Consider the following 22,012-nt stretch of genomic DNA (forward strand, 5'->3'; position numbering starts at 1 on the left):
GGCGACGAGGTCCAGGAGTTCGCATGGGTCTGTGGGACAAGCTCAAGGGTGAGCTGATCGACATCATCGAGTGGCTCGACGACAGCCGCGACACGATCGTCTGGCGGTTCCCGCGCTACGAGAACGAGATCAAGATGGGCGCCAAGCTCATCGTCCGGGAGTCGCAGGCCGCCGTCTTCGTCAACGAGGGGCAGGTCGCCGACGTCTTCACGCCCGGCACCTACACGCTGACCACGCAGAACCTGCCGATCCTCTCGACCCTCAAGGGCTGGAAGTACGGATTCGAGTCGCCGTGGAAGGCCGAGGTCTACTTCGTCAGCACCCGGCAGTTCACCGACCTGAAGTGGGGCACGCAGAACCCGGTGATCGTGCGCGATCCCGAGTTCGGCGCGGTCCGGCTGCGGGCGTTCGGCGCGTTCGCGATGCGGGTCGCGGACCCGGCCACGCTGCTGCGCGAGCTGGTCGGCACCGACCCCCAGTTCCGCACCGAGGAGGTGCGCGAGTACCTGCGCCAGCTGGTGGTCAGCCACCTCGGCAGCGCCCTGGCCACCGCCGGCGTGCCGATGCTCGACCTGGCCGCCCGGCAGCAGGCGATCGGCGCCACCCTCGCCACCGTGCTCACCGACGAGCTCGCGCCCAGCGGCATCGCGATCCCGAAGTTCATCATCGAGAACATCTCGGTGCCGCCCGAGGTCGAGGAGGCGCTCGACAAGCGCACGTCGATCGGTGTGGTCGGCGACCTCGACAGCTATACGAAGTTTCAGGCCGCGAACGCGATGGAGGACGCCGCGAACAATTCCGGCGGGGCGGGGGAGGCGTTCGGCTTCGGGCTCGGCATGGCCGCGGGACAGCGCGCGACCCAGGCGATGAACACGCCTTCCTCGTCCGGGCCGCCGCCGCTTCCGGCGACCGCCGCGTGGTTCATCGGCGTCAATGGCCAGCAGCAGGGGCCGTACGACCAGAATGCCTTGGCCTCGATGGCCTCGTCCGGTCAGCTGAACCGCGAGACGCTGGTGTGGAAGAACGGCATGGCGGCGTGGACCGCGGCGGGTCAGGTCGGCGAGCTGGCCGGCATTTTCGCCCAGGTGCCGCCCCCGCTTCCGCCGCAGGGCTGACCACCGATGAGCCAGATGCAGTACCCGTGCGCGAACTGCGGGGCGAACATCGAGTTCGCGCCCGGCACCGACGTGCTCAAATGCCCCTATTGCGGGGCCGAGACGAAACTCGCGCCCACCGGGCGGCACATTCGCGAGCATTCGTACGCGTCATTTGCCGGCCTGCCGCGCAAGCCGATCGCGACGCTGGCCCCACACGTCTTCACCTGCAAGGGCTGCGGCGCGGTCACCCAGAGCGACAGGATTTCCGACCGTTGCCAGTTCTGCGGCGCGCCCCTGGTGGCCGACGTCTCGCCCGGCGACCAGGTGGTGCCCGAGGCGGTTCTGCCGTTCGCGATCGACCGTTCCGCCCTGCGCACGGCGCTGAAGGAATGGACGTCGTCGCGGTGGTTCGCGCCGAACGGCCTGAAAAAGGTGACCGCGGCCGAGTCGTCGCACAGCACCTACCTTCCGCATTGGACGTACGACGCCCGCACCGTCTCGCAATACCGGGGCGAGCGCGGCGACCACTACTGGGTCACCGAGACCTACACCGAGAACGGCGAGACGAAGACCCGCCAGGTGCAGCGGACCCGCTGGCGGTCGGCGAGCGGCGTGGTGGCCCGCGATTTCGACGACGTGCTGATCGCGGGCACCACCAAAGTGGCCCCGAAACACCTCGACAAGCTCGAGCCGTGGCCGCTGCTGGACGCCGAGCCGTACCGACCCGAATACCTGGCCGGCCACGAGACGCTGCGCTATGACGTGGAGCCGGAATCGGCCCTGGAGACGGCGAAGTCGCGCATGGCGCCGGCGATCGACCGGGACTGCCGGGCCGACATCGGCGGCGACGAGCAGCGGGTGCACCAGGTCAGCACCCAGTACAACGACCTGACGTTCAAGCTGATGCTGCTGCCGGTCTGGATTGCGTGCTACCTGCACGCCGGCAAGACGTACAACATCCTGGTCAACGCCCGGACCGGCGAGGTGGCCGGCGAGCGCCCGTACAGCGCCTGGAAGATCGCCGCCGCCGTCATCGCCGCCCTCGTGCTCGTCACCGCCGTCGTCATCCTGATCGCCATGAACAGGAACTAGCCGGCGGCTGGTTTGCTGTGTCGATGACACTGGACGGAAGTCTGACCGTGGCCCTTCCGGTCTCCGCGGCCTTTCGGCTCTTCACCGCGCTCGGCGAACGCGAATGGGTCGACGGCTGGGACCCGCAGTTCCCAGCGCCGGTCACCGACGACGCCGAGGCCGGCACGGTCTTCGTCACCGCTCACGGCGGGCAGGACGTCACCTGGATCGTCGTCGATCGCGACGGCGACCGGCGCATCCGGTACGCCCGCGTCGCCGCCGGCCGCGACGCCGGCACGATCGAGGTGCGTTTGTCGCCGGCCGGGAGTCACACCAGGGTCGACGTCACCTATTCGCTGACCGCCCTGACTCCCGAGGGCGACCATTGGCTCACCGACTTCGAAGCGCACTATCCGGCCATGATGCGCTCCTGGGAGTCGGCCATCGCCAAATCCCTGGCGTGACGCCCGAACTACCGGAGATCGACGGTCACGCCGCCGGAGAAAAGCGAGTCGTGCAGTTCGATGCTGGTGAGCTTCGTGCCCTTCGGCACATCGAAGACCAGCGTGCCCTTGACGGTGTTCCCGGGGTTGATCTCGGTGAAGAGAACCTGGCTGTTCTTGTTGGCGTAGATGGCGGCGTTGGAGTCCGAGGAGTACTCGACCTTCTTCGCGTCGTACGCCGTCTGGGCCGAGTCGGCGAACGACTGCGCCTTCTTGCCGATGTTCTTCACCGAGAGGTTCACGAGGCAGAACTGTCCCTGCGCCTTGGCGCCGAGCAGGTCCGAGCCGACCTCCGAGACACCGCATTTCATGGACGACACCACGAACTCGAACTTCCCGTCCCGGGCCGGTTGCTTCAGGCCCGGAGTGATTTCCTTCGCCTCGGCCTGCTTCGTCTCGGCCGCCTTGGTCGCCGGGGCGCCCTCCGCTTCCGCCGTTCTCTCGGCCGGGGCAATGGTCGCCGTGCCCGCCTTCGACGAGGCGGAGTCATCGCCGCCGGCAAGCTTGGTGATGACGCCGATGCAACACAGCAGAATCAGCACTCCGGCGCCGATGAGCACCCACCGCAGCGGGCCTTTCCTCTTCGGCGGTACGGGCGCCGGATATCCGGGCGCGGCGGGTGGCGGCGGATTCTGACCGGCGGGCTGCTGGCCGAACGGCGGCGGTGGGGGTTGTGTCACGTGTTCCACTCCTGTGCAAATGCTGGGCGCGCGGTGCCCCAACAAAGTTGATCAAAGCAGAGGCCGCCGAAAGCCTGACGACCGATCAACCGCTGGTCCGGCGACGACGAAAAACCGACTGGAAGTCGATCGAGCCATCCGCCGAATCGGTGAGAAGCAGACGCGTAAAGCGGGATAACCCACCCGGGGGCCGAGTAACGGCGTTCGCCGCGGAAATCGGGCGACGGCCCCGGTGTGCGTCATTGGCCCCCGAAGTTGGGCGGCCCGCAGCCACCGGCCCGGGCACCTCTTGACCCGAGCGCATCGAAGCGCTTCGATGGCCATGCGCGGACCGGAGTCACCGCCGGTCCCGGCGCTCGAGTCCGTCCGAGAGGAAGTTCCATGAGATCGACAGTCAGGAAGGCGGGGCTGGCGTTCTTCGCCGCCGCCCTGGCCTTCGCCGGCGCCGTGTACGGCGTGACCCGGCCCGCCTCGGCCGATGTCACCAGCCGGCTGACCGCTCCCCAGCTGGTCGCCGACCTGGGCGCCGGCTGGAATCTGGGCAACCAGCTGGAGGCCAACGCCAGCGGGATACCCGGCGAGACGGCCTGGGGCAACCCGGTCGTCACGCAGGCGCTCATCGACCGGGTCAAGGCGTCCGGCTTCAAGACGATCCGCATCCCGGTCTCCTACCTGGGCAACATCGGGGCGGGGCCGAACTACACGGTCAGTTCCGCGTGGCTGACCAGAATTGCCGAGGTCGTCGACTACGCGTACAACCAGGGTCTTTACGTATTGATCAACATGCATGGGGACGGATACAAGTCGGTAACCGGCTCATGGCTGATCTGCGACTCGTCCGACCAGTCGACGATCAAGGCCCGGTACCAGAAGGTCTGGCAGCAGATCGCGACGAAGTTCCAGAGCTACAACGAGCACCTGATCTTCGAATCCATGAACGAGGAGTTCGACGGCCAATACGGCAATCCGACCTCGACCTGCTATTCGAACATCAACGCGTACAACCAGATCTTCGTCGACACCGTCCGGCGGACCGGCGGCACCAACGCCTCGCGGTGGCTGCTCGTGCCCGGCTGGAACACCAATATCGAGTACACCGCCGGCAACTACGGCTTCGTGCTGCCGACCGACCAGTACCGCTCCAGCTCCATTCCCAGCGGCGAGCAGCGCATCATGATCTCCGTCCACTATTACGACCCGTGGGACTTCACCGGTCAGGAGGACGGCGCCATCACGCAGTGGGGATCGGCGGCGAGCAATCCGGCGAAGAGGTCCACCTGGGGACAGGAGGACTACCTGGACACCATGCTGAAGAAGATGCACGACGCTTTCGTCGTACGGGGATATCCGGTTTTCGTGGGTGAGTACGGCGCCATCGACAAGACGTCATTCGACTCCGCGAACAACACGTATCGCACGAACTTCGCCCGCGCCCTCGTGTCCACCGCCAAGAAGTACGGCGCCGCCACCGCGTACTGGGACAACGGCTACAACGGCCAGTACGGTTTCGGCCTGTTCGACCGCGGTAACGCGACGGTGACCCAGCCGGGCATCATCAGCGCCATCATCACCGCGGCCGGCGGCGGTCAGCCCACCACCGCACCGACGACCCCGCCGACCACCAGGCCGACCACGCCGCCGACCACCGCACCGACGACCGGCCCCGGCGGCACCGGCGCCTGCCGGGTGACCAACGCGGTGAACGCCTGGAACACCGGACTGACCGACAACATCACCATCACCAACACCGGGGCGGCCGCCATCAACGGCTGGACGCTGACCTTCACCCTGCCCACCGGCCAGACGATCACCTCCGGCTGGAGCGCCACCTACGCCCCCACCAGCGGCACGGTGACCGCGACGAACGCCGGCTACAACGGCTCCCTCTCGGCCGGCGGCTCGACGACCATCGGCTATCAGGCCACCCACACCGGCAACGCCGCCGCTCCCACCGGCTTCAAGCTCAACGGCACCACCTGCGCCTGACCGGCGGCGACGGGCCGGCGCCGGTCAGCGGCCCGGCTCGTCGTGCCCGGCTCGTCGTGCCCGGCCCGTCGTGCGTTTCACCGGCCGCGGCGTAGCGTCGGCTGCCATGCGGGTGGCAGTGATCGGTGGGGGCGTCGTCGGCCTGTCGGCGACCGTCGCGTTGCTCCGGCAGGGGATCGACGTGTGGTGCCATGAGCGCGGCGAGCCGATGGCCGAGCGCTCGGCCGGCGACACCCGGATCTTTCGCCTGGCGCACGCCTGTCCCGACATGGTGCGGCTGGCCGGGCGTTCGCGGGCGTTGTTCGCCACCTGGAGCGAGCGGGCCGGCGTAGCCCTTGTCGACGAGGTCGGCACCGTGGTCAGTGGCGCCGAGGCCGGTGGGTGGGCGGAGGCGATGGCCGCGGCGGGCGTGGCCCACGAGCTGGTGGAGGCCGGCTCCCCGCGATTGCGTCTGCCGGCCGTCACGTTCGCGGGCCCGGCGTTGATCGACCCGGCCGGCGGCGTCATCCGGGTGGACCGGGTCCGCGCCTTCCTGGTCGGCGCGGCGGGCGCCCGTCTCCGGCCGGTCCACGTCGATGCCATCGAGGAAACCGCGTCGGGGGTACGCGTCAGGGCCGGCGCCGAGTCGGACACCTTCGACGCCGTGCTGATCTGTGCGGGCGCCGGCACCTCGGCGCTGGCCGCCGGCGTCGGCATCGACACCCCGCGGGTACTCGAGCACCACCTGCGGGTCAGCTTCCCGCTTCGGCCCGCGGCGCCGGCGCCGTTGTCGTGCTGGATCACCGCGCCGGCCGACGGGGTGCTCGGGACCTACCAGCATCAGGACGGTCCGGGCAGCTGGGCGGTCGGCGGCGACGTCGATCCGGCGCTGGTGACGTGGGCGAATGGCCGCGAGGCCGCGGAGGAGGCGTCACTGGCCGCCGTGACCGGCTACGTGGCCGAGCACCTGCCGTTCGTCGAGCCCCGCCCGATCGGCCGGGTGTACTGCACGCACAACCCCGGCCTCGGCGACGGCCTCCAGTTCGCGCGCCGGGGCCGGGTGCTGGCCGTCCACGGCGAGAACCTGATGAAGTTCGCCCCGCTGCTGGGCGAGATGCTGGCCCGTTCCGCCGTCGAGGGTTCCACCCCGGAGAACGCCGGCCCGTCGGTCGCGTAACGAGGGCAACCGTCCGAAACTTTCGGTACATGACCTTAGGGGTGCCGTAGCGAAGCCTTGATCGGCCGCGATGAATCGCGTCGCAGTAATCGAGCAAATAGGAAATTTCACACCCGAATGGGCCGAAGAAACTTCCGCGAACTTCCGGTAATTGTTGACACGCACGTGATCGCCAGCACATGATGTCGCCACCGGCAGTTCGACCACCGTCGATCGGGTCGTCCACCGCGACCCGGCTCCCCCTCGGCGCGCCGACCGACACGGCCGGCGAGCCAGCACCTGGTGCGACGCCGACGCGCCCCGCCGTCACCCAGGTCGCCGGCTCCGCTGGTCCGGGTCTGCTGCCGTCCGTCCTCGCAGTCCTTCCGAAAGGGACTCAGCATGAACGACACATCCGCTCGACCGACCGGTCGCCGGCGTCGCCGCACGCGGCTGTTCGTCGGCCTGGCCAGCGCCGTGGCAATGGCCGTAACCTCGGTGGCCGCGGCCGGCGCCGCCCACGCCGAGGCCGACCGCACGATCACCTCGAACTCGACCGGCACCCACAACGGGTACTTCTACTCGTACTGGAAAGACAACGGGAACGTCACCATGAACCTGGGTGGCGGCGGCAACTACAGCGTGCAGATGAGCAACATCAACAACTCCGTCGTCGGCAAGGGCTGGAACCCCGGCTCCACCAGCCACACGGTCAACTACTCCGGCTCGTTCAACTGCGGCGGCAACTGCTACCTGGCCCTGTACGGCTGGATGACCAACCCGCTCGTCGAGTACTACATCGTCGAGAACTTCGGCAACTACAACCCGAGCACCGGCGCCACCCGGCTGGGCTCGGTGACCACCGACGGCAGCACCTACGACCTCTACCGCACGCAGCGGGTCAACCAGCCCTCGATCCAGGGCACGGCCACGTTCTACCAGTACTGGAGCGTCCGGCAGCAGAAGCGCACCGGCGGCACGATCAACGTGGCCAACCACTTCAACGCCTGGCGCCAGGCCGGCCTGCAGCTGGGCAGCCCGAACTACCAGATCCTCGCCACCGAGGGCTACCAGAGCAGCGTCAGCTCCAACATCACCGTGAGCGAGGGCTCCGGTGGCGGCGGCACCGGCGGTGGCGGTACGGGTGGCGGCGGCACCGGCGGCGGCGGTACGGGTGGCGGCGGCACCGGCGGCTGCACCGCGACCCTGTCGGCCGGGCAGAAGTGGAGCGACCGGTACAACCTCAACGTGGCGGTCTCCGGCTCGAACAACTGGACCGTGACGCTGAACCTGGTCGCGCCGTCGGTCGTCAGCTCCACCTGGAACACCAGCGCCAGCTGGCCGAGCCAGTACCAGATGGTCGCCAAGCCGAACGGCAGCGGCAACAACTTCGGTGTCACGATCATGGCCAACGGCACCTGGACCTGGCCATCGGTCTCCTGCAGCGCCGGCTGACGATCGCCGGCTCCACCACCCGCGCGGCGCGGCGGCCCCGGCCGTCGCGCCGCACCTCCCTCGGCTGCGGCCGCCGCCCGTCGCGGTGCGAGCGCTGGAGGCTGTGATGCGACAACCGCGCTGGGCGCCGGTGGCGCTGGCCTATGCGGCCTTCGTCCTCGTCGGCCTGAACGCCGGCGTCAACGGGGTGCTGCTGGCCGCGCAGATCGACGACTATGCCGTCTCCCGGGCCACACTCGGCCTCACCTTCTTCACCGGCTCGGCCGGGTTCGTGCTGGCCGGGCTCACCGCCGGTGCGGTGATCCACCGATTCGGCACCCGGATGGGAGCGGCGACGGCCGGCGGTTTGTACGCGCTCGCCGCCCTGTACGCGGGCACCCGGCCGGCGTTCGTAGCCTTCGTCCTGCTCCAGATCGCGTCCGGCTACGCGCTCGGGTTGCTGGAGTCCGTGCTCAACGCGCATCTGTCCGCCCTGCCCGGCGCGACCACGCTGCTCAACCGGCTGCACGGGTTCTTCGGCGTCGGGGCGCTGCTCGGGCCACCCCTGGCCGCCTGGATCGTCGCCACCGCCTCGTGGCCGATGGTCATGGTGCTGCTGGCGGCGGCGGCCGTCCCGCTCACGGCCGCGTTCCTGCTCGTCTATCCCCGTACCGATCCGGCTCCGGCCGCGACGAAGCCTGGGTCACCGAGCACGCCCGGCCTGACCCGGCTCGCGCTGCGGCACGTGGGCGTCCTGCTCGGCGCCGCCTTGCTCGCCGTCTATGTGGGGCTCGAGGTGGGCGTGGGGAACTGGGCGTTCGGCTACCTCGTCGAGGGGCGCGGGCAGACCGCGGTGCTCGCCGGCTACGCGGTCAGCGGTTACTGGTTCGGGCTCACCGCCGGCCGGTTCCTGCTCAGCCCGATCGTCACCCGGCTCGGCGGCACCGCGGCCGGCCTGATGAACGTGTGCCTCGCCGGCGTCACCGTCACCACGGCGCTGACCTGGTTGCTGCCGGGCCGGGCCGCCGCCACGGCCGGCCTGGTCCTCCTCGGCTTCTTCCTCGGGCCGATCTTCCCCACCGCGATCGCCCTGGCGCCCCGGCTCACCACCGAGCGCCTGGTGCCCAGCTCGATCGGCATCATGAACGCGGGATCGGTCGTCGGCGGCTCGTCGTTCCCGTGGCTGGCGGGCGCGATCGCCGAGGGCGCCGGCGTGTGGACCCTGCTTCCGTTGACGCTGGCCCTGTCCCTGCTCCAGCACGTGATCTGGTGGCCGATGGCCCGGCGGCTCGGCGCCGGGCATCGGTCGCGTCCCGCGCAAGCCGGTCACGCGGCCGAACGGGTCGGCTCGTGACCGGCTCTGCTTCCGCTCAGCGCACGCGCTGCAGGGTGTGGTTCACCGTCCAGTCGCCGATCCGGACGCCATGGGCGATGCCCTCGTTGACGGCCTTCCGGAAGTGGAAGCCGACCATGATGCGCGACCGGCCGTTCTCGTCCGACGCCTCGCTGAACGAGCGGAAGTGCCGCACCACGGGCGCCGCGTCGGTGCAGGTCTGCCCGGCCGGCAGCGTGTAGCTGCAGGTCTCGAAGCGGATCCGGTCGGTGCCGAAGAAGCGTTGCAGCACCTGTGCCGCGGCGCCGCCCTCCACGCTGTGGCCGGAGTCGTAGTCCGGAATCGGCGGCGTCTGCACCAACGGCGTCCAGGTCGGGTCGGCCGCGGTCAGCGGATTGCCGTCGTCGGCCGCGTTGCGGATCGCGGTCACCGGACGCCAGAAGTTGTACGCCCGGTACTTGGTGTCGAACGTGGCCACGTAGCCGTCCGCGAGTGCCATGTCGAGAAGGCCGAAGAGACGTGCGCTCTCCCAGAGATCGAGGTGCTTGCGGGTCGCGACGTCTCGGGCCACCCGATTCCACAGCAGCGGCGAGCTCTCCACCCAGAACCGGGCCATCTCGGTCTGGTCGGCGGTGCGCGCGCTCGGGGTGGTGACGCCGTCCCCGCCCAGGCGCTTGACCTCGGCGAAGTCCCGGGCGTAGCGCTTCGAGGTCACCGCGTACGGCGGACCCGGCCGGAACTGGACAGCGCTGCGCAGCGCGAACGTCGTGACACCGCCCCACCCGGGTGCGAACGCGAAGTCCGAGCCGGGGGTGAACCGGTACTCGCCGGGCCGCGTGCCCTGCGGGTACGCGGTGTCGAACAGCGGCGTGTCCGACCCGTCACCGGCCCGGGCCGCGAGAATCGCCGCCGCGGCGGCGCGGCCGGTCGCGATTCCCCGCGTCTTGGCCGCACCGTCGGGAATGCGGGCTAGAACGGCCGCATAGCGTGCCTCGACGCCCTCGACGACCTTCGCGCCCGTGACACAGTCCGCGAACGGCGCTGGCAGCTCGCGGAGAACGGGCACGAGCACGTCGCGTGCCGCGGCGGCGACCGCGGCGTCCGGTGACGCGCCGTGCGCGGATCCGCGATAGGTGTAAGGCCGGGAACGACGGTCGATCGCATTCAATGCGTCATGAATTGCGATATGTGTCATCGCGTACATGCGCGATTCGTGGAGTGGATTGTTCGTCGGAGCCAGGCAGGCGCCCAGCGCGGCCGTCGCGGCCGTCTCGTTCCACGCGATAACCGCTGATCCGTCAGAGGATTCAGCCGCCGGATCGGCCGAGGCCGCGCCGCCCGCAGTGATCACGAGAAGCGTCGTGGATATCGTCACCGTCCATCTTTGCCAGGTGGAATACATGAATGCCCCCTCCGGGCGCCGCCCCGCCGAGAGATCGTATTCACGGCCGAGCACGGTCGCCGCAAAGCCCCTTGATACGCCGGGGTTCCGATGGGGTCAAGGCACGCGCATTTGATTTGTCTTTCCGGCGGGCGTCGAACTTCGCCGCGCCGCCACCGCTCACCGGTGGCCAGATGGTGAAGAGGGCGGTCGCGGACCCGGTCGGGGCGACATTCGGATCGGGCGCCTTTCGGGCCTGCCGGACCGTCTGTTCGGGCGTTGCGTCGACCGGCGGCATGATCTAACGTGCGTCTGCCTATCCAAGTCCATCAAAACGGGGGGAACGCGTGCGACGTCTGCATGGCGTCATCATCGGCGCAGTAGTCATTGCGTCCACAGTGGTCACTGTACCGGCCTTCGCGGCGGCCGACCTGGCGGTGACGGTCTCACCGGCCTCGTTGTCCTTCGGTGACCAGAAGGTGGGGGAGCCCGGAGCGGAAAGCACGGTGACGGTCACCTCGACCAGCACCGAGGCGATCACGCTGGGCACGGCGACCATCACCGGTACCGACGCCCCGGCCTTCATCAAGAAGACCGACACCTGTTCCGGCGCGACGTTGGCGCCGAGCGGGCAGTGCAAGATCGGAGTGGTGCCGAACGCCACGGCCGTCGGCCCGCAGTCCGCGACGCTGACCGTGTCGGACAACGGCACTTCGACGAAGACCGTCCCGCTCTCGCTCACCGGGAGCATCGGCGCGAAGGGCGCGTACTACCCGGTCGCGCCGGCACGGGTGCTCGACACGCGTAGCGGTGTCGGCGCGCCCGCCGCGAAGCTCGGCACTCAGAAGACCCTCGATCTGCAGGTGACGGGCCGGGGCGGCGTGCCGTCCACCGGCGTGTCCGCGGTCGTGCTGAACGTCACCGTGACCGGGAGCACCGCGGGAAGCTTCCTGACGGTCTACCCGACCGGTGCGGCCCGGCCCACCGCGTCGTCCATCAACTTCGCCAAGGGCTGGACCGGGGCCAACTCGGTGACCGTCGGCGTCGGCACGGGCGGCAAGGTGCGGATCTACAACGAGTACGGCGCCACGCACGTGATCGCCGACGTGGTCGGTTTCTACGCGGCCAACAGCAGCGTCATTCCGGCGGCCGGAAACACCGACGCGGACTTCTACCCGTTCACGCCGGAGCGCTGGGTCGACACCCGGGCCGACGGCGACGCGGGCCGGCTCGGCAACGGCGACTACTACCAGCTGGGCTGGGACTTCGGCGAGTTCAACTCGTACGTCCGGGCGGTCGCTGTCAACATCACCGCGGTCAGCCCCAACGGCAGCGGGTACCTGTCGGCGTGGAACGGCAACACGGGCGCGTTCCCGAAGACGTCGACGCTCAACTACACGAGCGGGCGCAACGTCCCGAACATGGCCATCGTGCCGACCTCGCCCTGCAACGAGACGTGGTGTGACGCCAGCGGGATCCCGATGATCGGCGTGATCAACACGAACACCTCCTCGGCGACTTCGACGACCCACCTCATCGTCGACATCGTCGGCGTCTACGACAACGCGACGCCGGGCGACGGCCTGCGGTTCCAGCCGATCACTCCGGTGCGGATCACCGACACCCGCAACGGCCTGGGCTACGCGAAGGCGCTCGGGGCCGGCGTCACGGCCAACGTGACGGCGCCCGCCAGCGTCGCGCAGGCGGACGCCCTCGCCTTCAACGTCACCGGGGTCAAGCCGACCGCCAACACCTACCTGACCCTGTGGCCGAACGGGGTCACCCGGCCCACGGCCAGCAACCTCAACCCGGCCAAGGGCCAGACCGTCGCGAACGCCGCGATCGTGGGGCTGGGTGCGAACAAGGGCTTCAGCATCTACAACTACGTCGGTACGACTGACGTGCTCGTGGATGTCAACGGCACCTTCCAGAGCATCTACGCCACGGGTACGGCGAGCACCGTCGGCGCCGAGCCGCGGGCGAAGGCCCAGAGCCACTCGGCCGCCGGCAGCCGCAGCGGCACGCCGATCAACGGGACTCTCCGCACCCGCTGATCGCTCGACAAGAAAGAAGGCTCCGGCCGGGTCCGTCCCGGCCGGAGCCTTCGTCGTCGGATATCGGCACACGATTCGAGCCCTGGATCAGGGCTGACGGCGCCCGTCGATCGACGAAGAAGGAACCCCGACCGTGCTGACGATTCGTCCCGCCCGCGCCGACGAGCTACCCGCGCTGACGGCCTTTCCCGACGACGACGAGCGCAACGCCGCGACCGCTGCCTACCTGGCCGGCCTGCTGGAGAGCGGCTGCACCCGGCCGGAGTGGTGCCTGGCCGCCGAACGCGACGGTCGCCTGGCGGGAAACGTCGTGCTGTGGACGATGCCGGGCCGCGCCGTGCCGATGGACATCGTGCTGCTGGAGCCAGGCGACCCGGACACCGGCGCGGCGCTGCTGGCGTACGCCGCCGACCAGGCCCGTAAGTGGGGCGCGCAAACACAAGGCCATGTCCTGGACAGCCCGGCCCAGGCGCCCCAGTTCCAGCGGAATCCCCAACTGCGTGAAGACTTGCTCGCCAATGCCGGGTTCACCGTCATCCGCGACGGCTGCCGGTTCCGGTGGACCGCCGGCGACCCGATGCCGGCCCAGGACGAGCGGCTGAATTGGCGATCGCTGGCCGACCTGGGTGCAACGCCGTTCGTGGAGCTGCTCGCCGACACCTTCACGGACACCGAGGACTCGATCTTCCAGGCCGAGATCGCCGAGCACGGCCTGCGCGGCGCGGCCGAGCGCAACATCGCCGACATGCTGGAAATGGACCACCAGCCCGGCTGGTACGAGATCGGCTACGAGCCGGCGGGCACCCCCGTGGCGATCAGCATGCCGGCGCGTACGCCCACTTCGGCGGTGATCGGCCTGGTCGCCGTCGCGAGAATCGGCCGCGGCCGGGGCTACGCCACCAGCGTGGTCGCCCGAGGCACCCGGGTGCTCCGCGATGCCGGCGCCGCCGAGATCCGCGGCGACTGCGACGCCGACAACACCGCCATGGTCAAAGCCTTCCAGCGCGCCGGCTACCGCAACTTCACCAACCGGAAGATGTTCACCCGCCCGCTGTAAGCCCGCGAGCCGGTCGTCTGGTGTGGGTCAGGGGCCGAGCAGTGCCAAGGGAACGACTGCGACGCCGTCGCGCCTACGGTAGGCACGTCCGCCTGCGTAGATGACGACGGAGTCGATCAGGTCCTCTCCGATTCGATCCCGCAGCCAACGCAGGTGCCTGGTGTCGGCATCCTCTACTCGGTCGGCCAGCTTGACCTCAATACCCAGCACTCTTCCATCGGCATGCTGAACCATGAGGTCCACCTCGTGATCGTTGTTGCGGGTGCGGAGGTGACTGACCCTCGCCTCGGCCGCTTCGGCGTAGGTCTGCACACTGAGCGCCACGAGATGCTCGAAAAGGGCGCCGAGAATCGTACCCTCGGAAAGGTTGGTGTTGCCTTGCTCGGCACGTAGCAGCGCGGCGGCGTCCAGTCCCAGAAGCCGGGCGGCCAGTGCCGGGTCGGCCAGCTGGTGCCGAGCGGACTGACTGAGCCGATCAAGGTGATTCCGGCCCGGAATCCACGGCGGCAGGTCATCGAGCAACCACAGCGACGACAGTGCGTCACGGTACGCCATGGTGGTTTCCTTGGCCGGTTTGTTCGCCAGGCCGGCGGTGGCTGCGTCCAGGATCTTCGAGTACGCCGCCGTTGTCGACGTCGCGGCCGCATAGGCGGCAAGCCACGCGCGCAGCACGGCAGGACGGCGGACCGGGTAGCCCTGCTCGGGGAATTCTCGCTGAACGACGTTTTCCAAGTAGGCATCCAACTCGGCCCGGCGGACGCGAGGCGGCAGTCCGCGAATGGCGGGGAATCCTGATGCGGTGATCTCCTCAACGTAATTGGCAAGCCGGAGCCCAGTGGTTCCGTCGATGTCCGGGTCGCCGGCCAGGAGCGCGGCCAGGCTCACCGTAGGGTTCTCGATATCCCGCTCTGCCACGCTGAGTGGGCGCATCCGCATCGGAACGATTCGCCCGGCACCGGAATGAACCACGGCACCCCGGGGTGCCGAACTGCCGGCGATGATGAAGTGCCCAGGCGGGGAGCCGGCATCAACCGCGCGGCGAACCTGATCCCAGACTTCGGGCAGCCGCTGCCACTCATCCACCAGCACGGGTCCCGGCAGCGTGGTCAGAACCGACGGGTCGGCAGCCAGTATCTCTCGCTGAGCAGGAAGGCTGAGGTCGATGACAGATACGGCTCGCTGCATCGCGGTCGCCGTCTTGCCAACACCTTTCGGCCCGTGGATAGACAGAGCACGCAGGTGCGGCTGGAGCTCATCCAGTGCATCGTCCACGATCCGGCGACGGTAATCGACCACAGCGCTACTCTACCAAATGCAGGCTCTATAGTCTTCCAACAGCAGGTCAGCTAGTCTGCCCAATGCAGGCCCTGCCGGAGTCACGCCTTCGGCGACGAATCCGACTTCGACAGCATCCTAGTCCTACGCCTATAGTCGTGTGCATGCGCGATGGCTTCGTTCCCCTCGTCGGACCGCACGAGATCCGCGACATGCTCGGCGTGAGCCGCCAGCGGGTCCGCCAGTTGGCCTTGCGGTCCGACTTCCCGAGGCCCGTCGCCGATCTGGCCCAGGGCAAGGTCTGGGTGCTCACCGACATCGAAACCTGGATCAGCATCCACCGCGCCGGCCGAGGCCGTAGGGCGGCGGCCCGCCGGCATGACTCGACCTGAACGTCTTGCATCGTCGCCGGCCGGGCGGCTCTAATCTTGGCCTCAGGTTGATCGGGCAGCATGAGCCGCAAACCATCGATTGCGGGGGCGGGCCGGCGTGCAGATCATGATCGCGGATGACGAGGCGGCCATCCGTGAGTCGCTGGAGCGGGTGCTCCAGGTCGAAGGCTATGAGACCAGCGCCGTCGCCAACGGGCTCGCCGTGCTCGACCGGGTCGGTGGGGCGGGCGGTGACACGCCGGACCTGCTGATCCTCGACGTGATGATGCCCCGCCTCGGCGGGTTGGAGACCTGTCGGCGGTTGCGGGCGGCGGGCCGGGATCTTCCGGTGCTGATGCTGACCGCCCGTGACCGGGTCTCCGACCGGGTCGAGGGGCTGGATGCGGGCGCCGACGACTATCTGCCCAAGCCGTTCGCCACCGAGGAGCTGCTGGCCCGGGTGCGGGCCCTGCTTCGTCGGCGCGCGCCGGCCGACGGGGAGTCGCACGTGCTGTCTTTCGCCGACGTCCGGGTCGATCCCGACCGGTTCGAGGCGTGGCGTGGCGGGCGGCCGCTGCGCCTGACCCGTACCGAGTTCTCTCTCCTGGAGGTTCTCGTGCGCAACGCGACCCGGGTCCTGACCCGCGACGCGCTGTTCGAGGCGATCTGGGGCTTCGACATGAGCACCACCGCCAACAACCTCCAGGTGTACGTGAGCTACCTGCGCCGCAAGATGGAGGCCGACGGTGAGCCGCGATTGATCTACACGCTGCGCGGCCTGGGATACACGTTGCGGGAGACTCCTCCGTGAGCGGGCCCGTCAGCCGGGAACCGCGTCGGCTGACCCGATGGTGGCGCCGGCGGTCCCTGCGAACCAGGATGACAGTGATCGCCGCGACGGCCATCGCGGTCAGCGTCTTCGTGGCCTTCCAGGTGGCCAGCGAGCTTCTGGCTCGGGAGCTGCAGCACACCGCCGTGAACCAGCTACGCGCCGACTCCCGCGTCCTGGCGACGAACGCGGAGCGCGCCGGTCTGGCGCAGGTCGAGCTGCCGCCCTATCCAGGATCCGGTCGGCTCGTACGGGTCATCCTGCCCGACGGCTCGACCCGGACGCCGCCCGGCCAACCCGCGCTGCCCCCGGTCAGCGAGCACGCCCGGCGCGTGGCGGGTGGAGCGTCGGCCGACCTGATCGAGTCGAACGACAGCGACGAAGACGGCTACGTCGTCTACACGCTGCGGGCCGGCGGCGGCGCGGTCCAGGTGGCACACGTCGCCGACGACGGCCCGATCAACCAGTTCGGGTTCGGCATGCTGCTGATCGGGCTGCTCTGCATGGCCGGGGGCGCCCTCGTCGGGCGGACCGTGGCGCGGACCGGGCTGGCTCCGATCGACCGGCTGACCGCCGCCGCGGTACGTGTCGCTGACACCCGGGATCTCGACGCCGACATCCCGGATGAGGGTGGTGGGGAGATTCGGCGGCTGATCCAGTCGATCAACGACATGCTCGCCGCGCTCCGGGACTCCCGGCAGGCTCAGCGGCTGCTCGCCGAGGACGCCGCCCACGAGCTCAAGACCCCGCTCACCAGCCTGCGCCTCAACGTCGAGCTGCTGATCCGGCTCGATCGGCGCGGCACGCTGGACAGCGCGCTGCCGGCCGAGAGCCGGACCCGGCTGCTCAACGATGTCGGCGCTCAGGTGGCCGAGTTGAGCACCCTTGCCGCCGAGCTGACCGATCTGGCGCGTGGTGACGTCAGCGACGAGAGCACCGAGCTGCTCGACCTCGCCGACGTGGTGGTGGCCGCCGCAACCCGGGCGAGCTCCCGCGCGCCCGACATCGAGATCGTGACCGACGTGACCTCCGTCTGGGTGAGCGGGCGTCCCGCCGCGCTCCAGCGGGCGGTGCTGAACCTCATCGACAACGCCGGCAAGTGGTCCCCCGCGGACCAGGCGGTCCAGGTACGGCTCCGGGCCGAGGGCGCGTCGGCGGTGCTCGAGGTCGACGACGCCGGGCCGGGCATCGACGCCGCCGACGTACCGCGGGTGTTCGACCGGTTCTATCGTGCCGACAGCGCCCGGGCGTTGCCGGGATCCGGTCTCGGGCTGTCGATCGTGCAGCGGGTCGTCGACGCCCACGGCGGCCGGGCGACCGTCGCCCGCTCCGCCCGCGGTGGCGCGCTGCTTCGGGTCGACCTTCCGGCCGCGGCCCCGCCCGCCCCGGTCGCGCGGCTCACCGCCGGAGAGGACACCGCGGCGCGCTGACCCGCCCCGGCGGCGCGGCGCGCTCACCGTTGCAGCGCGGGCTCCTCCTGGTCGGCGAGCGAGTGTCGCCCGTTCGGCGGTTCCGCCACGGGACGGGACAGCCGGCTCGGCCACCAGATCCGCCGGCCGATCAGCAGGGTGAGGGCGGGCACCAGGACCGATCGCACCAGCACGGCGTCGAGCAGCACGCCGAAGGCGACCAGGAACCCGACCTCGACCAGCATCACCAGCGGAAGTGTGGCAAGGACCGCGAACGTGGCCGCCAGGACCAGGCCGGCCGAGGTGATGACCCCGCCGGTGGCGGAGAGGGCTCTGAGCATGCCCCCTCTCGTACCGAGACGCACCGTCTCTTCCCGGGCCCGGCTGGCCAGGAAGATGTTGTAGTCGACACCGAGCGCCACCAGGAACATGAATGCCAGCAGCGGCACCGCATTATCGACGCCCTTGAACCCGAGGATCGTGTCGAACACGAACACGCTGCCGCCGAAGGCCGCGGCGAACGAGACGATCACGGTGGCCATCAGGACCAGCGGGGCGACGATCGCGCGCAGCAGAAGACCGAGCACGATCAGGACGACGGCGAGCACCAGCGGAATCACCAGCTTCTCGTCGCGCCGTGTGGTCACCTCGGTGTCGAGGTTCTCCGCACTCGGCCCGCCGACGATCGCCTCCGCCCCGCTGACCGCGTGCACGGCGGCGCGCACCCGCTTGATCGTGTCGTATTCCGCGACCGTGTCCGGTGCGTCCGCCGGGAACACGGAGATGGTGGCCCAGCCGACGCCGGCCTGCTCCGGGATGGCCATGGCCACACCGCGAGTGCCCTCGACGATGTCGAGCACGCGCTCCTCGTACGCCGGCCGCATGAAGATCGTCATCGGCTGGCCGCCGAGTTCCGGGAAGTGCTGGCGGAGAACGGTGAAGCCGGTGACCGACTCCGGCGCGGACAGGAACTGGTCCTGCTCCCGCAGGGCGCCGGTATTGCCGGCCAACCCGATGGCGAGCACACCGAGGATTCCGAACGAGCCGAGCGTTGCCACCCACCGCCGGCGGCTGATGGCGGCGCCGAGCCGTCCCCACAGCCCCGGCTTCTCCGCCACGGCCGTACCGAACCGCGGGATGGCCGGCCAGAAGATCCGCCGGCCGAGCATCACGAGCACCGCCGGAAACAGGGTCAGCATGGCGACCAATGCGCACAGGATGCCGGCCGCACCGATCGGGCCCAACCCACTGGTGCTGTTCAGGTCCGCAACGAGCAAGCACAGCAGGCCGGCGACCACGGTGGCCGCGGACGCGACGATGGCCGGCGCCGCGCCGCGTAGCGCGTGGACCATCGCGACCCGCACGTTCTCATGGTGGTGCAGTGACTCCCGATATCGAGCGATGAGCAACAGCGCGTAGTCCGTGCCGACGCCGAACACCAGGATCGTCAAAAGCGCCGAGTTCTGGTCGTTGACCACGATGCCGAAGCCCTTGACGAGCAGGTAGACGGTCGCCATCGCGGTCAATGCGGCGGCACCCACCACCAGCGGGATGAGCCACAGCACCGGGCTGCGATAGGTGAGGATGAGCAGGACGGTGACGACGAGGATCGTGGTCAGGAAGACCTGCAGGTCGATGCCGTCGAAGATGGCGTCCATGTCGCCGTCGATCGCGGCCGGGCCCGTCACGTCGAGCTCCAGGCCGGCGGGACGGTCCTTCGCGGCGTCACGCAGCGGACCGACAATGGTCTCCGGTGGACCGTAGGCCGCGCTCACCTGGAGGGTGAACATCATCGCCTGGCCGTCGTCGGACTTTCTCGTCGCTGGGCCGGCGCCTTCGCCCTCTCCTGCGTCGGCGGAAGCGGTCGTCGCCTTCGGCGGGTATCGCTTGGTCAGGGTGGTGTACTGGCGCTCGACCGTCGCGCGGTCGGCGTCGGTCATGCCGCCGGCGCGGTGGTACACGAAGACGAACGTGCTGTCTTCACCGCCGGAGAGCCTGTCCTCCAGCACGGCCACCTTGGTGGACTCCGCGCCGGCCGGCAGGGTGTCCACGGCGCTGTCGGTCGTGACCGAGCTCAACTTTCCGCTCAACGGCACCATGACCGCCGCCAGCGCCACCCACAAGCCGATCACCAACCAGGGCACCCACCGGCCCGCCAGCCGACCGGGCGGCGTTGCATTGACTTCCATCAATAGCCTCCTACGTAAGCGTTGCGTCGCTCATCCGAGGCCGAATTCGTACCGAGTGAATCTGAGACGACCGTTAATGCCGCGGCGTGGTACCGCGGTACCGCCCCTCTCCCGAGAATGACGACCGCAGTACGACGAAACGGGACGGAATCGGGCCTAGCTTTCGAGCTATGACGAAACCCGAGGGCCCATTGTGGAAGTTCGGAGCGGGTGCCATGACGCTGGTGACGGCGTTCGCTGTCGCCGCCTGCGGGTCGGACGCCGACAACAGGGCGGCGCCCACCGCGGCCGGCCCGCACGGCGCGCACGCCGGCGGGTCGTCAGCTCCACCACAGCCGCTGCGCGCCGGCGAGCGGTTCGTCAACCTCAGGATGGCCGCGGCCTACACGCCCGTGCCGCCGGAGGGCGGCTCGGACGAGTACCGGTGCCAGGTGATCGATCCAGGCCTGACCAAGACGGCGTTTCTGACCGGGACCCAATTCACACCGGGGAACGTCGCCATCGCGCACCACGCCATCGTGTACGCGGTGCCGCCGCGTGGCGCTGCCGCGGTGCGCAAGCAGGACGCGAAGACGCCTGGTGCCGGCTGGCAGTGCTTCGGCGGGACCGGCGTGGCCGGCGCCCAGGTCGAAGAGGGGGACGCGGCCTGGGTGGACACCTGGGCGCCGGGCGCCACGGAGACGCTGCTCGACCAGGACGCCGGCTACAAGCTGGAGCCGGGCAGCCTGATCGTCCTCCAGATCCACTACAACCTGCTCGCGACCGGCGGCAAGCCGGCCGGGCCGGACCGCTCGGCGGTGCGGCTGCGGCTGACGGACGGCACTCCGCAGACCCGGGAGCTCGAAACGTGGCCGCTCGACGCGCCGACCGACCTGCCCTGCGCCGCCGGCGAGTCGGGTCCGCTCTGTGACCGGGCCGCCTCGATCGCGGACGTGACGAAGCGGTTCGGGCCGGACGTCGGCGAAATGGCGGACCGTCAGGTGGAGGAGTGCGGCCGGGGCGTGCCGAAGCCCGGTATCACCCAGACCTGCGACCACAAGGTGGAAGCGCCGATGACGCTGTTCGCGGGCTTCGGCCACATGCACATGCTCGGGCGGGCCATCAAGGTCGAACTCAACCCCGGCACGCCGAAGGCCCAGGTGGTTCTGGACGTGCCGCACTTCGACTTCGACAACCAGCGCCTGATGAAGCTGCCGAAGCCGGTGGACATCGGTCCGGGCGACACGCTGCGGGTGACCTGTACGCACGACGCGGGACTGCGCAAGTTGCTGCCCCAGCTGAGGAAGCTGCCGCCGCGCTACGTGGTGTGGGGCGACGGCACCAGCGACGAGATGTGCATCGGCATCATGACGGTCTCCCCCCGCAAGTCCTGAGGAAGCGCCGGGACGAAGTGCTGAACCGGCCGGGTGAGTCTCAGGTCGTAGGCCAGGATGACGGCCTGGATCCGGTCCCGTGCGCCGACCTTCGTGAGGACCCGCCCGACGTGGGTCTTCACCGTCGACTCCGACAGCGTGAGCTGTCGCGCGATCTCGCCGTTGGTGAGGCCGTGGCCGATGGCGACGAGGACCTCGCGCTCGCGGTCGGTCAGGAAGTCCAGCCGGGGGTCCTGCCGTACGGGTTCGCAGGGGTCACCGTCGAGCAGGTCGGCGAACGCGTCGAGCAGCCGCCGGGTCAGCGCCGGCGGAATCACCGCGTCCCCGGCCGCGACGGCGCGGACGCCGGCGAGCAGTTCCTCCGGGCGGATGTTTTTGAGCAGGACACCGCTCGCCCCGGCCCGCAGCGCGGCGAACGCGTACCGGTCCACGTCGAAGGTCGTCAGCACCAGGATCCGCGAACGCCCACCGGCGGCGACGATGCGCCGGGTGGCCTCGATCCCGTCGACGCCCGGCAGGTTGATGTCCATCAGCACCACGTCGGGATGCAGCTCGGTGATCCGCCGAACGGCCTCGGCGCCGTTCTCGGCCTCACCGACGATCGCGGTATCGGGCGTGCTCTCCAGGAGCATGCGAAACCCGAGGCGCTGCAGCGGCTGGGCATCCACCACAAGCACAGAGATCATGAATGGCTGCCTTTCAGCGTCGGACGGACGGTCAAGTCGGTTCATACCGAGCGAACCTGAAACGACCGTTAGAACGGCACCCGGGCCGATCACTCGCCGGCGCGTGCCCGGCCCACATGGCCCAGCAGCCAGCACCTTCGAGTCAGAAG

18 protein-coding genes are annotated in these 22,012 nt (G+C 69.5%); 13 read left to right on the forward strand and 5 right to left on the reverse strand.

The window, feature by feature from the left end:
- The first annotated feature begins 23 nt into the window (after positions 1–23).
- The 3 genes from ACQP2F_RS08145 to ACQP2F_RS08155 are packed head-to-tail and all read left to right on the forward strand — an operon-like array spanning position 24 to position 2,632.
- Positions 24–1,115: an SPFH domain-containing protein gene (locus ACQP2F_RS08145; protein WP_433302126.1), complete on the forward strand. Its 1,092-nt coding sequence runs from the start codon at positions 24–26 to the stop codon at positions 1,113–1,115.
- Positions 1,116–1,121: 6 nt separating this feature from the next.
- Positions 1,122–2,189 carry a hypothetical protein gene (locus ACQP2F_RS08150; protein ID WP_433302128.1) on the forward strand — a complete coding sequence of 356 codons (1,068 nt, stop codon included), beginning with the start codon at positions 1,122–1,124 and terminating at the stop codon, positions 2,187–2,189.
- 23 nt (positions 2,190–2,212) lie between these two features.
- Positions 2,213–2,632 carry an SRPBCC family protein gene (locus ACQP2F_RS08155; protein ID WP_433302129.1) on the forward strand — a complete coding sequence of 140 codons (420 nt, stop codon included), beginning with the start codon at positions 2,213–2,215 and terminating at the stop codon, positions 2,630–2,632.
- An 8-nt stretch (positions 2,633–2,640) separates the two neighbouring features.
- Here the strand turns inward: ACQP2F_RS08155 and ACQP2F_RS08160 are convergent, their stop codons facing one another.
- Entirely contained in the window at positions 2,641–3,351 is a 711-nt protein-coding gene (locus ACQP2F_RS08160; RefSeq protein ID WP_433302131.1) for a DUF4352 domain-containing protein, read from the reverse strand.
- Between the two features lie 381 nt (positions 3,352–3,732).
- On the opposite strand from ACQP2F_RS08160, the gene ACQP2F_RS08165 reads away from it, so the two are divergent.
- From ACQP2F_RS08165 to ACQP2F_RS08180, 4 genes are all read left to right on the forward strand, one after another.
- A complete protein-coding gene (locus ACQP2F_RS08165) occupies positions 3,733–5,337 on the forward strand; it encodes a cellulase family glycosylhydrolase (RefSeq protein WP_433302133.1) in 1,605 nt (534 codons plus the stop codon).
- A gap of 106 nt (positions 5,338–5,443) precedes the next feature.
- Positions 5,444–6,493, forward strand: coding sequence for an FAD-dependent oxidoreductase (locus ACQP2F_RS08170; RefSeq protein ID WP_433302135.1), 1,050 nt, complete (start codon positions 5,444–5,446; stop codon positions 6,491–6,493).
- A 381-nt stretch (positions 6,494–6,874) separates the two neighbouring features.
- Positions 6,875–7,927 carry a glycoside hydrolase family 11 protein gene (locus tag ACQP2F_RS08175; protein ID WP_433302137.1) on the forward strand — a complete coding sequence of 351 codons (1,053 nt, stop codon included), beginning with the start codon at positions 6,875–6,877 and terminating at the stop codon, positions 7,925–7,927.
- A 106-nt stretch (positions 7,928–8,033) separates the two neighbouring features.
- Complete coding sequence (locus tag ACQP2F_RS08180) at positions 8,034–9,260, forward strand: MFS transporter (RefSeq protein WP_433302139.1); 1,227 nt, start codon at positions 8,034–8,036, stop codon at positions 9,258–9,260.
- Positions 9,261–9,276: 16 nt separating this feature from the next.
- On the opposite strand, the gene ACQP2F_RS08185 is transcribed toward ACQP2F_RS08180, so the two are convergent.
- Positions 9,277–10,434 (reverse strand): vanadium-dependent haloperoxidase, encoded by a 1,158-nt coding sequence (locus ACQP2F_RS08185; protein ID WP_433302141.1) that lies wholly within the window; start codon positions 10,432–10,434, stop codon positions 9,277–9,279.
- 584 nt (positions 10,435–11,018) lie between these two features.
- On the opposite strand from ACQP2F_RS08185, the gene ACQP2F_RS08190 reads away from it, so the two are divergent.
- Together ACQP2F_RS08190 and ACQP2F_RS08195 are read left to right on the forward strand one after the other, a co-directional pair.
- Positions 11,019–12,674 carry a choice-of-anchor D domain-containing protein gene (locus tag ACQP2F_RS08190; protein WP_433302143.1) on the forward strand — a complete coding sequence of 552 codons (1,656 nt, stop codon included), beginning with the start codon at positions 11,019–11,021 and terminating at the stop codon, positions 12,672–12,674.
- 133 nt (positions 12,675–12,807) lie between these two features.
- A complete protein-coding gene (locus tag ACQP2F_RS08195) occupies positions 12,808–13,731 on the forward strand; it encodes a GNAT family N-acetyltransferase (RefSeq protein ID WP_433302145.1) in 924 nt (307 codons plus the stop codon).
- A 27-nt stretch (positions 13,732–13,758) separates the two neighbouring features.
- On the opposite strand, the gene ACQP2F_RS08200 is transcribed toward ACQP2F_RS08195, so the two are convergent.
- A complete protein-coding gene (locus tag ACQP2F_RS08200; RefSeq protein WP_433302147.1) occupies positions 13,759–15,027 on the reverse strand; it encodes an ATP-binding protein in 1,269 nt (422 codons plus the stop codon).
- Positions 15,028–15,170: 143 nt separating this feature from the next.
- On the opposite strand from ACQP2F_RS08200, the gene ACQP2F_RS08205 reads away from it, so the two are divergent.
- The 3 genes from ACQP2F_RS08205 to ACQP2F_RS08215 all read left to right on the forward strand — a co-directional run bounded on the left by ACQP2F_RS08205 (position 15,171) and on the right by ACQP2F_RS08215 (position 17,636).
- A complete protein-coding gene (locus ACQP2F_RS08205) occupies positions 15,171–15,398 on the forward strand; it encodes a helix-turn-helix transcriptional regulator (RefSeq protein WP_433302148.1) in 228 nt (75 codons plus the stop codon).
- Positions 15,399–15,504: 106 nt separating this feature from the next.
- The gene (locus ACQP2F_RS08210) at positions 15,505–16,188 is read left to right on the forward strand and encodes a response regulator transcription factor (RefSeq protein ID WP_433302150.1); all 684 of its coding nucleotides are present in this window, start codon (positions 15,505–15,507) and stop codon (positions 16,186–16,188) included.
- Between the two features lie 68 nt (positions 16,189–16,256).
- Positions 16,257–17,636: a HAMP domain-containing sensor histidine kinase gene (locus ACQP2F_RS08215; RefSeq protein ID WP_433302152.1), complete on the forward strand. Its 1,380-nt coding sequence runs from the start codon at positions 16,257–16,259 to the stop codon at positions 17,634–17,636.
- Positions 17,637–17,659: 23 nt separating this feature from the next.
- Here the strand turns inward: ACQP2F_RS08215 and ACQP2F_RS08220 are convergent, their stop codons facing one another.
- On the reverse strand, positions 17,660–19,804 hold the full coding sequence (locus ACQP2F_RS08220; RefSeq protein WP_433302154.1) for an MMPL family transporter: 2,145 nt from the start codon (positions 19,802–19,804) through the stop codon (positions 17,660–17,662).
- Between the two features lie 170 nt (positions 19,805–19,974).
- Here ACQP2F_RS08220 and ACQP2F_RS08225 point away from each other — a divergent pair, with 170 nt between their 5' ends.
- Positions 19,975–21,177 carry a monooxygenase gene (locus ACQP2F_RS08225; RefSeq protein WP_433302156.1) on the forward strand — a complete coding sequence of 401 codons (1,203 nt, stop codon included), beginning with the start codon at positions 19,975–19,977 and terminating at the stop codon, positions 21,175–21,177.
- Here ACQP2F_RS08225 and ACQP2F_RS08230 read toward each other — a convergent pair.
- Positions 21,102–21,863 carry a response regulator gene (locus ACQP2F_RS08230; RefSeq protein WP_433302158.1) on the reverse strand — a complete coding sequence of 254 codons (762 nt, stop codon included), beginning with the start codon at positions 21,861–21,863 and terminating at the stop codon, positions 21,102–21,104. The genes ACQP2F_RS08225 and ACQP2F_RS08230 overlap by 76 nt on opposite strands.
- Positions 21,864–22,012: the final 149 nt, after the last annotated feature.

Source organism: Actinoplanes sp. CA-030573, from assembly GCF_050951115.1.
In the GTDB taxonomy this organism is placed as follows: Bacteria; Actinomycetota; Actinomycetes; order Mycobacteriales; family Micromonosporaceae; genus Actinoplanes.

Excerpts from the sequence above, each read along its gene's own strand:
- ACQP2F_RS08145 (WP_433302126.1), top strand. The coding sequence starts at position 24 with ATGGGTCTGTGGGACAAGCTCAAGGGTGAGCTGATCGACATCATCGAG.
- ACQP2F_RS08150 (WP_433302128.1), top strand. The coding sequence starts at position 1,122 with ATGAGCCAGATGCAGTACCCGTGCGCGAACTGCGGGGCGAACATCGAG.
- ACQP2F_RS08155 (WP_433302129.1), top strand. The coding sequence starts at position 2,213 with ATGACACTGGACGGAAGTCTGACCGTGGCCCTTCCGGTCTCCGCGGCC.
- ACQP2F_RS08165 (WP_433302133.1), top strand. The coding sequence starts at position 3,733 with ATGAGATCGACAGTCAGGAAGGCGGGGCTGGCGTTCTTCGCCGCCGCC.
- ACQP2F_RS08170 (WP_433302135.1), top strand. The coding sequence starts at position 5,444 with ATGCGGGTGGCAGTGATCGGTGGGGGCGTCGTCGGCCTGTCGGCGACC.
- ACQP2F_RS08175 (WP_433302137.1), top strand. The coding sequence starts at position 6,875 with ATGAACGACACATCCGCTCGACCGACCGGTCGCCGGCGTCGCCGCACG.
- ACQP2F_RS08180 (WP_433302139.1), top strand. The coding sequence starts at position 8,034 with ATGCGACAACCGCGCTGGGCGCCGGTGGCGCTGGCCTATGCGGCCTTC.
- ACQP2F_RS08185 (WP_433302141.1), bottom strand. The coding sequence starts at position 10,434 with ATGACACATATCGCAATTCATGACGCATTGAATGCGATCGACCGTCGT.
- ACQP2F_RS08205 (WP_433302148.1), top strand. The coding sequence starts at position 15,171 with ATGCGCGATGGCTTCGTTCCCCTCGTCGGACCGCACGAGATCCGCGAC.
- ACQP2F_RS08210 (WP_433302150.1), top strand. The coding sequence starts at position 15,505 with ATGATCGCGGATGACGAGGCGGCCATCCGTGAGTCGCTGGAGCGGGTG.
- ACQP2F_RS08215 (WP_433302152.1), top strand. The coding sequence starts at position 16,257 with ATGACAGTGATCGCCGCGACGGCCATCGCGGTCAGCGTCTTCGTGGCC.
- ACQP2F_RS08220 (WP_433302154.1), bottom strand. The coding sequence starts at position 19,804 with ATGGAAGTCAATGCAACGCCGCCCGGTCGGCTGGCGGGCCGGTGGGTG.
- ACQP2F_RS08225 (WP_433302156.1), top strand. The coding sequence starts at position 19,975 with ATGACGAAACCCGAGGGCCCATTGTGGAAGTTCGGAGCGGGTGCCATG.
- ACQP2F_RS08230 (WP_433302158.1), bottom strand. The coding sequence starts at position 21,863 with ATGATCTCTGTGCTTGTGGTGGATGCCCAGCCGCTGCAGCGCCTCGGG.